At 71.4% G+C, this 12,333-nt stretch carries 8 protein-coding genes; 2 read left to right on the top strand and 6 right to left on the bottom strand.

Features of this window, described 5'->3' with window-relative positions; translation table 11 throughout:
• Positions 1–78: 78 nt before the first annotated feature.
• Entirely contained in the window at positions 79–1,872 is a 1,794-nt protein-coding gene (locus E7V67_013885; GenBank protein ID WUR16144.1) for a phytase, read from the bottom strand.
• Positions 1,872–4,427, bottom strand: coding sequence for a TonB-dependent receptor (locus tag E7V67_013880; GenBank protein ID WUR16143.1), 2,556 nt, complete (start codon positions 4,425–4,427; stop codon positions 1,872–1,874). Before E7V67_013880 ends, E7V67_013885 begins: the two co-directional genes overlap by 1 nt.
• Before the next feature lie 262 nt (positions 4,428–4,689).
• Between E7V67_013880 and E7V67_013875 the strand changes: the two genes are divergently transcribed.
• Together E7V67_013875 and E7V67_013870 are read left to right on the top strand one after the other, a co-directional pair.
• Positions 4,690–5,598: a GGDEF domain-containing protein gene (locus tag E7V67_013875; GenBank protein ID WUR16142.1), complete on the top strand. Its 909-nt coding sequence runs from the start codon at positions 4,690–4,692 to the stop codon at positions 5,596–5,598.
• Positions 5,595–6,599 carry an AraC family transcriptional regulator ligand-binding domain-containing protein gene (locus E7V67_013870; protein ID WUR16141.1) on the top strand — a complete coding sequence of 335 codons (1,005 nt, stop codon included), beginning with the start codon at positions 5,595–5,597 and terminating at the stop codon, positions 6,597–6,599. The genes E7V67_013875 and E7V67_013870 overlap by 4 nt, the downstream gene beginning before the upstream one ends.
• A gap of 182 nt (positions 6,600–6,781) precedes the next feature.
• On the opposite strand, the gene cphA is transcribed toward E7V67_013870, so the two are convergent.
• From cphA to E7V67_013850, 4 genes are read right to left on the bottom strand one after another with little or no spacing between them, the layout of a single operon-like run.
• Positions 6,782–9,427 carry a cyanophycin synthetase gene (gene cphA / locus E7V67_013865; GenBank protein ID WUR16140.1) on the bottom strand — a complete coding sequence of 882 codons (2,646 nt, stop codon included), beginning with the start codon at positions 9,425–9,427 and terminating at the stop codon, positions 6,782–6,784.
• Positions 9,424–10,326 carry a cyanophycinase gene (locus E7V67_013860; GenBank protein WUR16139.1) on the bottom strand — a complete coding sequence of 301 codons (903 nt, stop codon included), beginning with the start codon at positions 10,324–10,326 and terminating at the stop codon, positions 9,424–9,426. Before E7V67_013860 ends, cphA begins: the two co-directional genes overlap by 4 nt.
• Positions 10,323–11,237, bottom strand: coding sequence for an isoaspartyl peptidase/L-asparaginase (locus E7V67_013855; GenBank protein ID WUR16138.1), 915 nt, complete (start codon positions 11,235–11,237; stop codon positions 10,323–10,325). The genes E7V67_013860 and E7V67_013855 overlap by 4 nt, the downstream gene beginning before the upstream one ends.
• Positions 11,238–11,256: 19 nt before the next feature.
• Entirely contained in the window at positions 11,257–12,318 is a 1,062-nt protein-coding gene (locus E7V67_013850) for a class I SAM-dependent methyltransferase (GenBank protein ID WUR16137.1), read from the bottom strand.
• Positions 12,319–12,333 lie beyond the last annotated feature (15 nt).

Genomic DNA, 12,333 nt, shown 5'->3' with positions numbered 1-12,333 from the left:
GTAACCTTACCGCCTCACGCGCAGTTCGTTTGCATCGCCGCTTGAGCTTCCGGACGATGCTCAAGCCGGAGCAGAACGCTAGCGCAGCCCCAGCGCAGCGACGACATCCGTCCAAGCCACATACTTGAAGTTCTGCGGCCCATCCGGCAAGCGCTTGTAACCATCCTGCACCACCAGCAATCCCTGGCCATACGGCCCACCCAGGTCGGCCGACGTCACCTCCAGCCCATCCGTCTCGGAAGCCCCGTCGATGCCCGCCGCGGCATCGATCCCGATGCGGAAAGCACCGTGGACCTTGTAAGGCGGTTGCGCGTCCAGCACCACGTAGCTGTTGTTGCCCTGGCTGGAAACCACCAGGTAGCTGCGCTCCTTGCCGCGATACAGGCCCATGCCTTCGACGTCCGCCACCAGCACGTCGCCCACGGGCAGCACCATCTGCAGTGGGGCCGCGCGCGCCGCGTCGGCCGGCGTCACCCACAGCCCGCGTTTTTCTTCGCCGACGAACAGCGTGCCGCTGGCGTCGTCCGCCACGCAGCCTTCCGGTTGCGAGGCGGTGCGGAAGCTGCGCAGCAGGGTGGCGCCGAACCGCCCGCCGTCCCTGTCGATACGGTAGTGCAGGTAGCGGCCGTCCTTGTCGTTGACGAAGGCCTGCAGGCCGCCACCGGCCGGTTGGTACAGGCAGGCGCCGTAGATCTCCGCCAGCGGCGTCGGGAGGCGCGCCGCTTCCGCTACCTGGCCGGCAGCGTCGATCGTGAAGACGACGATGCTGTTCTCGTCGCGCTGGGTGGCAATGGCCAGGTCGAGGCGCTCGGCGCCGAACCCCACGCCCTGGCGCACATCGACGTTATTCAGGCGACCGCTTTCCAGCAACTGGGTCTGGCGCCCCCGCAGGTCGTACACCAGCAGCCCTTGCTTCTTGTTGGTGCCGAGGATGCGCGCCGCGCCCGGGTCGGTGGGGTGGCGCCAGATGGCCGGGTCGTCGGCCGCGTCGCCGGCGCGCGCTACCGGTTCGGTCTGGGCGTGCGGAATCACCACGGGTAGCGGCGCCGCCGCTGCCGCGGGTGCAGGCCAGTCCAGCGCAAGCGCGCGCCAGCCTGCCTTGCCGCGCGCCAGCAGCGTGTCGCCACGAGCCGCCAACGCCTTCGTGCCGCCGTCCAGCGGGCGGCGTGGCTGCACCTGCCAGCCCTGACCGGCGCGGCGCCATGTCAGCAGGCCGTCGCCATCGACCACCGCCACGCCCCCCGGCAGCAATGCCAGCGCGCCGGGGCCCGCTTTCAATGCGCCGGGGGCGCCCACCAGGGCGAGCGCCTGCCGCTTGGGCGGGCCCTCGGCGTCGGCCCCATAGGCCCACAGGCCGTAGTCTTCCTCGGCCACGAACAGCGTGGCGCTGGCGTCGTCCACGCGGCAGTGCTTGACGTGTGGCGGCAAGGCGAGCCGCCGCACGATGCGATGGCCTTGCGGGCGCAGCAGCCACTGCTCCGCCTGGCCGTCCTTGCCGACCATGAACAGATGGTCGAGCCGCTGGGCGTCGCGGTACAGGCAGGCCGTTTCGATGCCGAAGCCAGGCGCGGGCACCGGCGGCAGCGGCTGCAACCGCCCGCCGCCGACCAGCAGCGGCTGCACGCGCTCCAGGTTGGCGTCGATGACGACGGCGAGCGTGTCGGCGCCGCCGGTGCGGGTGTCGAGCTGGCGCGCGCGCAGCGGCAGGCTGGCGACGGTGCGGCCGGCGTCCTGCAAGGTCAGCGCGTGGCGGTCGATGGCCAGCCAGGCGCCACCCGGCAGCGCGGCCGCGTCGCTGGCCTGCGCAGGCGGCAGGGCCGGTGCGGCCAGCGCGGGCCCCGTGAGGGCCGCAAGCAGAATCAGCGCGCGCATCAGAACAGGCTCGCTTTCAGGCCGATCTTGTAGGTACGGCCATACCGTTCATACTGCACGTTGCGCTCCTTGACGCCCTGGTAGACGTAATAGACCTCGTTGTTCAGGTTGGCCGCCTCGAAGGTCAGCTGCAGCCGTTTGTTCAGCTGCCAGGCCAGCGAGAAGTCCAACTGCTTCTGCGCGTCGACCATGCGGTCGCCGGCCGCGTCCAGCACGTTCTCGCCCAGCTCGAGCAGGTACGGGGACTTGTAGTTCAAGGCCAGCCGGGTGGACAACGGACCGCGCTCGTAGCCTACCATCAGGTTCAGCGCGCGGTCCGACTGGCCCGGCATGCGGATCGCGCGGCCGCGGCGCTGGCCGGCCTCCATGCTGTCGATATCCGCGCTGGCGTCGGTCAGCGTGGCGTTGACGCCGACCAGCAGGCCGTTGAACGGCGCCGGCAGCATGCGCAGCGGCTGCTGCCAGGCCAGCTCGAGGCCGGACACGGACGCCTTGGCGCCATTCGCGTATGACGTGGCCGTGGTATAGCCGGTCCAGGCGCCGCTGCCCGCCAGGTTGGTGGCGTAGGTGAAGTCGCGGATCGCCTTGTGGAACACGTACGCCGAGATGGCACCGTCACTGCCCAGGATGCGTTCGACACCCAGGTCCAGGTTGTGCGAGCGCAGCGGCGCCAGGTCCGGGTTGCCGATCGTGGCTTCCGTCGCGCTGTCCAGGCTCACGCCCGGCGCCAGCTGGCTGAAGTTGGCGCGCACGACGCTGTTGCTCCAGGCCGCGCGCAGGCTGGTCTGGCCATCGATGTCGTAGCGGCCCTGCAGCGTGGGCAGCCAGTTGGTCGTGGTGCGCGCGCCGTGCCGTGGCGTGACGATCTCGTCCTCGACCTGACGGCCGTCGGCGCTGAAGCGGGTGCGTTCGACCCGGACGCCGCCGAGCAGCGACCAGGGGCCGCGCGCCAGCGAGAGTTGACCGTACCAGGCGTCGATATCCTCGCGCATCGTGTAGTCGTCCAGCGCCGATTCGGCGGCCAGTTGCGCGCGGGCGCGATCGAGTCCGGCCACGCGGGCGCGCAGCAGTGCCGGGTCGAGCGTCATGCCGATGCGGCCCAGCGCGTAGTCCAGCTCCGTCCCCGTGGCGAAGGCGCTCATCGCCGTGGGGCCGCCGCCCCAGTAGTTGCCGCTGCTGGCCTTGGCGCTGTTGTAGGCCCACTGGTTGGTGTCGTTGGCCTTGTCGCGCCGGCTGGCCTTCAGGCCTGTCTTGAACGCGGCCTGCCAGTCGGCCAGGTCGAACTTGCGCGTGATGTCCAGGCGCGCGTGCTTTTCCCGGTCGACCGAATAGCGCTGCTGCAGCGTGATGCCGTTCAGCGCGTAGCTGGCCGGATCGAACGCGCTGGCCGGCGCGATCAGGGCGGGGCGGGCGCCATCGGTAAAGCCGACACCGGCGAAATTGGCCGTGCCGCGGAAGCGGCCGTCGTTCAGCGCCTCGGGCGTGTCGTCGTCGGCCCGGCTAGCGGCCGCTTCCACGTGCAGCAGCCAGTCGCCGCGCTGCTGGTCGGTGCTGGCCACCAGCGAACGGATCTCCTGCGTGGTCTTGCGCTGGCGGATGCGGCGCTCCAGGCGCGCCGTGTCCGTCACGCCCTCGGCCAGCGCGCCACGTTTCGGGTTGCTGACGGTGAGGCGGTCGCGCACCTCGTCATCCGCGAAGCGGCTGGCGAAGGCGCGCAGCGCATACGTGCTGCCTGGGCCGAGGCGGTAGTCGAGGTTGAGCGCGCCCGCGTACCGCTCGCGTTGCGGCAGATAGTCCCGCAGCTCGAAGCCGGTCAGGCCCGTATCGGTCCAGGCGCCGCCGGTCTCGACGTTGTCCGAGCCGAACTTGCGCCGCTCGCCGGACAGGCCGGCGGCCACACCCAGGCGGCCGTCCGCGAAGCGCTGCGCCCACAACAGGTTGGCGGACGGGCTGGTCTGGTCGGTGTTGGTGTCATGGCTGGCGCCGGCGCCGACGCTCAAGAGGGTGCCTGGCAGGTCGAATGCGGACAGCGTCTTGACCTCCACGGTGCCGCCCAGCGAATTGGCGTCCTGCTCGGGCGTCAGCGTCTTCGTCACTTCCAGCGAGCGGATCAGGCCCGCCGGCAGCACGTCCAGCGCCACCGCGCGCCGGCCCGCCTCGGGCGACGGGACCAGCGCGCCATTGATGGTGACGGCGTTCAGGTCGGGCCCCAGGCCACGCACGCTGACGTAGCGGCCTTCGCCCTGGTCGCGCTGCAGCGAGACGCCTGGCAGCCGGGCCAATGCCTCGGCGGCGTTCCGGTCCGGCAGGCCGCCGATGTCGTCGCTGCTGACGACGCTGACGATATTGTCGGCCTTTTCCTGGGCGGCGATGGCACGCGCCAGGCTGGCGCGCTGGCCGGCGACGACGACGGCGCCGGCCAGCGGCGCGGCGGCGGGACCGGCGGGGCTGTCGGGCGGCGGCGCTGCCTGGGCCGTGCTGGCGGCAAGGAGGGCGGCGGCAAGGGCGGTACGGCGCAGGGCCGGCGCGCCGGCGGGGAAGGCGAGGTGTCGCATGGTCTTGGCAGGTGGTTGAAGTGCGGCGGATTCTAGGCACGCTGTATGACCGTTGCGTGACAGGTCGCGCCGATCCGGGCCGAACGGCGCCATATTGGCGCACTGTGGCGCACTTCTGAGCTGAAATGACCCGGGTCCGGTCCCATGCGGGCGGTGCGCGCGCGATGGTGCGGGCGGCCTTGGGGCACCTCACGTGAGCCGTTCGCACCCCCGCGCGCTGTCATCAAGGCGTCACGGTCGCGCGCTAGGCTGTGCCGTTTCGATGTCGACGACCGCCATGCCGCACCCGCACCGCAATGCCCTGTTTGCCGCCAGCGCCGCGCTGCTGGCGTTCCCGTTCCTTTATGCCGCGCTCGGCGTCGCCAAGCCGGCGACCGCGTGGCGGCCGATGGACATCGCCGGCGAGGGCGGCACGGCGCTGATGGCGCTGGTCTGGTTCCTGATCGTGCTGGGCAGCCGCCCGGGCGGACGCGTGACGCGCCTGCTGGCCGGCGGCCTGGCCGCCATCATGCTGGGCTCCTGGGCCGACTGCCTGGACGAATTCTGGCGTATCGACAAGGCGGCGTGGTGGGACAACTGCCTGGAAGCGCTGGTGCCGGCCGGGATGGCGGTGCTGACGGCCGGACTGTTCTACTGGCGCCAGGAGCAGGTGCGCCTGACCGAGCACCTGCACAAGCGCGAACGCTTGTTCCGCGAGCACCGCGCCTTCGACCGCTTGACGCAGCTGGCCGACGCCAGCTACCTGCGTGAGCAGCTGCGGCGCGAGCGGGCGCTGCACCCGGACGGCAGCTGCGCCCTGGTGCTGCTCGACCTGGACGGCTTCCACGCCATCAACCGGCTGCATGGCCGCGCCGAAGGCGATCGCGTGCTGCAGGCCGTCAGCCATATGCTGCTGCTGAACCTGCGCAACGACGACCTGCTGTGCCGTTACGCGGGCGACCGCTTCGCGCTGCTGATGCCGGGCCTGGATGCCGCCGCCGCGCGCGAGGTGGCGCTGCACCTGTGCGCGATGGTGGAACGGATGCGCCACCATGCCGGCCGCGAGCGCGTGGCGCTGACCTTGCGCTTCGGCTGCGCCGATACGCGCGAGGCCTGCGGCGCGAACGGCGACGGCGTCGAGGCCGTGCTGGCCGGCCTGGCACGGCGGGTGGACGCGACGGCGCCGGCATGATCGCCTATCGCCTGGCTGGCGACGCCTGCATCCCCGCGCCACTGCAACCAGCGCAGGTGCTGGACTATGCGCGCAGCCGCGAGGCGACGGATGCCGCGCTGCTGCGCGGCACCGGCCTGGCGCCGGCGGCGCCGCTGCTGGCGCCCGAGCAGTACTTGCGCCTGCTGGCGAACACGCTGAAGGCACTGGACAGTCCGGACACCAGCTTCATGCTGGGCCAGCAGCTGCTGCCGGGGCACGACGGCGCCCTCAGTCACGCGCTGCTGCAGGCGCCGAGCCTGCGCCATGCGCTGGCAACGATCTGCGCCGGCCATGCGCGCCTGACGCCGCTGCTGCGGCCGCGCCTGCAGTTGTGGGAGGGCGAGCAAGCCGGCGCGGCCCTGGTGTGGACGGACAGCTTCGGCGCGCCCGCGCTGCGTCCCGCCCTGGTGGAAATGCACATGACGGCCGTGGTCGCGCTGTGCCGCTGGCTGGGCGGCACGCGGCTGCCGTGGCGCTTCACGTTCAACCGCGCGGCACCGCGCCACGTCGAACAGCACGAGGTGCACCTGGGCGGCGCGCTGCGCTTCGGCTGTCACATGGATGCGATGCTGATCGACGCCTGCTGGCTGGACGAGCCCTGGCCGCGTGGCAATGCGCTGGCCGCGGCGCGGGCACTGCAGGCAGCGGAACTGGAAGGCATGCCGCCGGCCGGCCTGCTGGCCGTGCTGTACGATTACCTGCTGGAGCACGTCCGGGTCGGACCGACCCTGGAGGGCACGGCGGCGGCGTTCGGCGTCAGTCCGGCCACGTTGAAGCGCCAGTTGCAGCGCCATGGCACGCACTTCCAGGCCGAGCTGGACCAGGTGCGGACCCATGTCGCGCTCTGGCTGTTCCATGCACGGCGGGCCGGCAACGAGGCGGTCGCGCAATACCTGGGCTTCCACGACAGCGCCAACTTCCGGCGCTCGTTCAAGCGTTGGACGGGGCAGGCGCCGGGCTTGTTGCGGGCTGGCTGGTAGTTGGGGTCTGTCCCCGTAGGGGAGCGCAGCAGGGGCTTCAAGGAGCACCGCTCCTTGCCTGCGCAGCGGTGTCGGCTTGCAAGCCGACACCATGACCCCGAAGTTCTGCCGGAGCAACGCTATTACTTGCAAACTTCGGGGTCAGTCCTTTGCAGGGACAGACCCCAGCCTCGAGACGTTGCTCACGCCGGCAACAACGCCGCCTGCTCCGCGATCCGCCGCGCGCTGACCGGATCGGTCTCGCGCAGCGCTTCCACCACCTCCTGCAGCGACGAGCCGCAGGCGAAGATCAGCACGTCGCCCGGCACGCACAGCGACAGGCCATGCCGCAGCGCTTCGCGCCCGTTCAGCCGGCTGTGCACCAGGTCGCGCTGGGCACCGCTGGCGAACGCGCCGTCCAGCATCAGCTGGGCCGCGGCGCCCTCGGCCCGGCCGCGGTTCTGCGATTCGTAGATGACGATCTCGTCGAACCCCAGCGCGCAGGTGCGGCCGACCGCCTGCAGGTCCTCGTCGCGCCGGTCGCCCGGCGCCGTGACGACGCCGATCACACGGCCGCGGCTGATGCCGTGCGCCATCTGCGCCAGGGCCGTGTACGCGGCCGGGTTGTGCGCGTAGTCGACGACGACGGTGACCCCCTGCACGTCGAACAGGTTGCTGCGCAGCGGATTGCTGCGCCCGTCCGAGACGAAGCTGGCCAGGCCGCGCGCGATCTCGTCGTTGGAGAAGCCGGAGGCCATCAGCGCGGCGGCGGCGGCCAGCCCGTTGGCGATGTTGTAGCGCGCATGGCCGTTCAGGGTCGAGGGCATGTCCTGCGCCTTCAAGAGCGCCTGGTGGCGGTTGCCGTCCGCCAGCACCAGCGTGCCGTCCTGCAGATAGGCGGCGCGGCCGCCGGCGTCCAGGTGGCGCAGCAGCACGGGATTGTCCGGATCAAGCGCGAAGTACAGCACCTCGACCTGCTCGCGCAGGCGCGCGGCCATGCGCACGCAGTGGCGGTCCTCGGCGTTCAGCACCACGCTGCGCGCCGCCGAGTTGGCCACCACGCCCTTGACGCGCGCCAGGTCTTCCAGCGTGTTGACGCCGTCCAGGCCGAGGTGGTCGGCGCTGATGTTGAGCACCACGGCCACGTCGCAGCGGTCGAACGCGAGACCGCGTTTCAGGATGCCGCCGCGCGCCGTTTCCAGCACGGCGAAATCGACGTCCGGCGAGGTCAGCACGGTGCGCGCCGACCAGTAGCCGCTGCAGTCGCCCTTGACGATGCGCTTGCCGTCCAGGTAGATGCCTTCGGTGGTGGTTACGCCGGTGCGGAAGCCCGCCTCGCGCACGCAATGGCCGGCCATCAGGGTCGTGGTGGTCTTGCCGTTGGTGCCGGTGATGGCGATGACCGGGATGCGGCCGTCGCGGTCGCCGTACATCGCGTCGATGATGGCGTCGCCGGCATCGCGCGGCGTGCCGCTGGCCGGGTACTGGTGCATGCGGATGCCGGGCGCCGCGTTGACTTCGATGATGGCGCCGCCCTGGCTGTCCAGCGGACGGGCGATGTCGCGACAGACCAGGTCGATGCCGGCCACGTCCAGGCCGATCTTGCGTGCCGCGCGCACGCAGGTATCGCGCGTTTCTTCGGGCAGCAGGTCCGTCACGTCCTCGGCGGTGCCGCCGGTGGACAGGTTGGCGTTGCCGCGCAAGGTGACGGGCACGCCGACCGGCGGCACGCTGTCGAAGTCATAACCTTGCTTGCGCAGTTCGGTCGCCGCATGCTCGTCCAGTGCGATCTGCGTCATCACGTTGGCATGACCCTTGCCGCGTGCCGGATTCTGGTTCTCGATGCCGACCAGTTCGCGCACGCTGCGCCGGCCGTCGCCGATCACGGTCGGCGGCCGGCGCAACGACGCCGCGGCGACCCGGTCGCCGGTCACCAGCACGCGGTAGTCCTGGCCTTCGATATGGCGCTCGACGATGATGCTGCGGGCGTGCTTGCGCGCGGCCTCGAACGCCTGCGCCACCTCGTCCGGCGTGGTGCAGCGCGTCGTCACGCCCTTGCCCTGGTTGGCGTCCAGCGGCTTGATGGTGACGGGGCCGCGCAGCCGGCGCGCGGCGCGCTGGGCGTCCTCCGCCGTCGTGACCACGGTGCCGTCCGGTACCGGCACGCCGGCCTCCTTCAGCAGCGCCTTGGTGAGCTGCTTGTCGCTGGCGATGCGGCAGGCGATATTGCTGGCGTCGCCCGTCATCGTGGCCTGCAGGCGTTTCTGGCGGCTGCCCCAGCCCAGCTGGAACAGGTTGGCGTGCTCGGTCACGCGGAAGTACGGGATGCGCCGACGCCGCGCGGCCTTCAGCACGGCGGCCGTGCTGGTGCCCACGGCATGGCGCTCGGCGGTGCGCTTCAGCGCCGCCAGCGGTCCGGTCATGTCGTAGCTGCCGCCGCGCGCCAGCGCCTCGACCAGGGCGAGCGCCAGGTCGAACGCCTCGGCCACCACGTGCTCGTCCTTGTAGGCGCACACCACGCGGTAGCGGCCCGGCTGGCCGCGCACGCGGCGGGTGCGGCCGAAACCGGCCGGCGTACCGGCCAGGCATTGCAGCTCCAGGGTCACGTGTTCGACGATGTGGCCCATGTAGGTGCCGTCGCGCAGGCGCTCGACGAAGCCGCCGTAGTGGCCGGGCGAGCAGCGGTGCGCCATCAGGCTGGGCAGGGCGGCCAGCAGGCGCTCGGTAAAGCCGTCCAGGTCCTTCGACGACACTTCGTACAGGTCCCCGAGGTCCAGCACCGTCAGCAGGCAGGGCCTGGCGGCGTAGAGATTGGGGCCGCGCAGCAGGCGCTGTTCGATGATCTTCATGATACGGGATTCCTCTTGGTGACATTGCGCACGAAGTCCGTCAGCGCATCCGGGGTGTTGCGGGTCGCGCCAGGGGGCAGCTGGTGCGGGTGGTCGATCTCTTCCGGCAGGGCGAAGCTGCTGCCGGCGGGCAGCAGGTGCAGTCGCACGTCGATCAGCTGCGGCGTGCCGCCGGCCGGAATGTCGGCCACGTTGGAAATCATCATGCGGCCGTCCACGACGGTCACGCTGCCGGCGCCGATCACCTCGATGCCGACGCCGCGCTCGACGACCAGGGCTGTGTCCTCGTCGATGCCGATGCCCAGCAAATAGGGGTTCTGCGCCACGATCGTCAGCAGGCGCGCCAGCCGGTGCCGCTCCGAGAAGTGCTGGTCGATGACGACGCGCTGCACGAAGCCCAGGCCGGCGCCCAGGCTGACCGAGCCTTTTTCCGGCAGCAGGTCGGCCTTGCCGTCGGCCAGCATGTGGCCGCACATGGCCGACGCGCCGGCGCTGGTGCCGCCGATGCAGGCGCCGCGTTCCTTCAGCGCGCTGTGCATCGCCTCGTCCATCAAGGTGCCGCCGATCATGGCCAGCAGGCGCTTCTGGTCGCCGCCGGTCATGAAGATGCCATCCGCCGCGCGCACCTGCTCGGCCAGCGCGGGATCGTTGGCGGTGGCGCGGTCGGGCAGGTCGACGCGCAGCACCTGGCGCGCCCCCAGCTCGGTAAACACTTCCTCGTAGCGCTGCCACATCAGGTCCGGCACCTTGCTGGCGGCCGTGATGACGGCGATGGTGGCCTTGCCGCCGCCGCACAGCTCGACGAAGCGGGACAGGATTTCCTTGTTGTTCTCGCGGTCCTCGTGGCCCCCCACGATGACGAGGTGGCCGTGCTGGCGGCGGTCGATCGCTTCCGTCATTTTTCCACCTGCGCTGGCACCTGTGCGAACGGCATCTCGCGGTTGCTGGCACTGCCGGCGTCGTGGCGGCCGACGGCGATCACGCCGACGTCGATCTCGGCCGGGAACAGCGCCACGCCCTGTTCGGCGGCCTGCTGCGCCGGCATGCCGCCGGCGATCCACGCATACACCGTGTGGGCCAGCAGTCTGGTGACGATATGCTCGCCGATGCCGGTCACGGCCACGGCGCCGTGCTCGCCGGCATAGAAGCCGCTGCCGATGATGGGCGTGTCGCCCACGCGCCCCAGCAGCGACGGCGCCGAGCCGCCGGTGGAGCAGGCCACGGCGAAGTGGCCGTCGGCGCCGCGCACGACGGCGCCCACCGTATCGCACGGCTGGAACGGGCGCGGGGTGTCGTAGTTCCAGTGGTCCGCGAAGGCGCGGTTGGCCACGCCTGGCGTGGCCTGCGTGTGGCCCGACAGCGTGCGCAGCAGCTTTTCATGCTTGTCGCGCTGGCGTTGGCTGATCGCGTGGTGACTGGCGAAGCCGGCGCTGCGGGCGAAGCGCTCGGCGCCTTCGCCGGCCAGCAGCCAGTGCGGCGTGCGCGCCACGGCCTGGGCCACCAGCACGGGATTCTTCACGCGCCGGATGCAGGCGACGGCGCCCAGGGCCCCTTGCGTATCCATGATGGCGGCGTCCATCTCGACGGTCTGGCCGTCCAGGCACAGCACGGAGCCGCTGCCGGCGTTGTAGCGGCCGTCGTCCTCCATGGCGACGACCGCCGCGACGGCGGCGTCCAGCGCCGTGCCGCCGCCGCGCAGGCGGTCCATCCCGTCGTTGGCCGCCAGCCGGCAGCCGTCGTCCTGGTCGCGGCTGCCGCCGGCGCCGCCGTGTACGAGCACCATCGGCTCGGTGGTCTGGTTCGGTTGCATATTGGCTCGGTAAATGGGTTCAGTGCTGCGGCCGGGTGGCCTTGAGCCATACCGCCGCGATGCGGTCGCTGTCCTGGTAGGCCGGCGTGTCGAGCTCTTCGCCGAATACGTCCGGGTCGATTTCCTCGTAGGTCCACGTCAGCCCGGCCAGCAGCGGCGTGACCGCCTGCAGGAACGGATCGCGGTTGTGGCGCATCGCCACGCCCGTGTACAGCAGCAGCGAGCCGCCTGGCGCCAGCCTGGTTGCGGCTTGTTTGACCAGGGCGAGCGACAGCCCGGCGCCCAGCTCGCCGCCGCCATGGCGGTACGCCCGCTCGGACGGATCGAGCAGGTAGGGCGGGTTCGACACGATCAGGTCGAACTCGCCGTCGATGTCGTTCAGCAGGTCGCTGCGGCGCACGTCCACGTTGGCCAGCCCGGCCAGCTCCATGTTGACGCGCGCCAGCCGCATTGCCTTGTCGTTGATGTCCAGGGCCAGCACCTCGGCCTGCGGACAGGCCAGGGCGACAATGACCGCGCCGGGCCCGGCGCCCGCACCCACGTCGGCGGCGCGCCGGACGGGGCGGCCAGCCGCCTGCAGGTCCGCCAGCTCGCGCCGCAGCGCACGGCCGAAGCGGTAGGTGTCCGGACCGAAGAAGACGGCGTCGGCATCGCTGGTGGGGTAGGCGGAGTGGAAATACAGCTGCCCGTCCAGCGTGCTGGCGCGCAGGGTCGAGCGCCAGCCGTCGCGGTGCGGCTGGGCGATGCCGGCGGCCTGCATCAGGCGCAGGACGGCGGCCGGCACGGCGTCCGCCTGGAACGGCCGGCTCCAGCCGAACACGTCGGCCAGGTCGCGCGCCCACACGTGATCGGTGCGGGCCTTGACGCGGCTGTGCGTGGCGGGTGTCACCGTCGTGAAGCGGTAACCGGCGGCCTGCAGCGCTTGCCCCAGCTCGACCAGCGCGCGTGACTGCGGCTCCGGGCGCGCTGGTGAGGAGGGCGAAGCGGCCGGGCGCGGCGCGGCCTCTCGTGGCGCGGCCTCTCGTGGCCCGGCCTCTCGTGGCCCGGCCTGCTCGGCGGTGCTGGCGGTGGCATTCATCATGGGAGGCCTCATTCG

The organism is [Empedobacter] haloabium, from assembly GCA_008011715.2.
GTDB lineage: Bacteria > Pseudomonadota > Gammaproteobacteria > Burkholderiales > Burkholderiaceae_D > Rugamonas > Rugamonas haloabia.
Note: the sequence above shows the minus strand (reverse complement) of the source record. Positions and strands in the feature narration are given on the sequence as shown.

Excerpts from the sequence above, each read along its gene's own strand:
- E7V67_013885 (WUR16144.1), bottom strand. The coding sequence starts at position 1,872 with ATGCGCGCGCTGATTCTGCTTGCGGCCCTCACGGGGCCCGCGCTGGCC.
- E7V67_013880 (WUR16143.1), bottom strand. The coding sequence starts at position 4,427 with ATGCGACACCTCGCCTTCCCCGCCGGCGCGCCGGCCCTGCGCCGTACC.
- E7V67_013855 (WUR16138.1), bottom strand. The coding sequence starts at position 11,237 with ATGCAACCGAACCAGACCACCGAGCCGATGGTGCTCGTACACGGCGGC.
- E7V67_013860 (WUR16139.1), bottom strand. The coding sequence starts at position 10,326 with ATGACGGAAGCGATCGACCGCCGCCAGCACGGCCACCTCGTCATCGTG.
- E7V67_013850 (WUR16137.1), bottom strand. The coding sequence starts at position 12,318 with ATGATGAATGCCACCGCCAGCACCGCCGAGCAGGCCGGGCCACGAGAG.
- cphA (WUR16140.1), bottom strand. The coding sequence starts at position 9,427 with ATGAAGATCATCGAACAGCGCCTGCTGCGCGGCCCCAATCTCTACGCC.
- E7V67_013870 (WUR16141.1), top strand. The coding sequence starts at position 5,595 with ATGATCGCCTATCGCCTGGCTGGCGACGCCTGCATCCCCGCGCCACTG.
- E7V67_013875 (WUR16142.1), top strand. The coding sequence starts at position 4,690 with ATGTCGACGACCGCCATGCCGCACCCGCACCGCAATGCCCTGTTTGCC.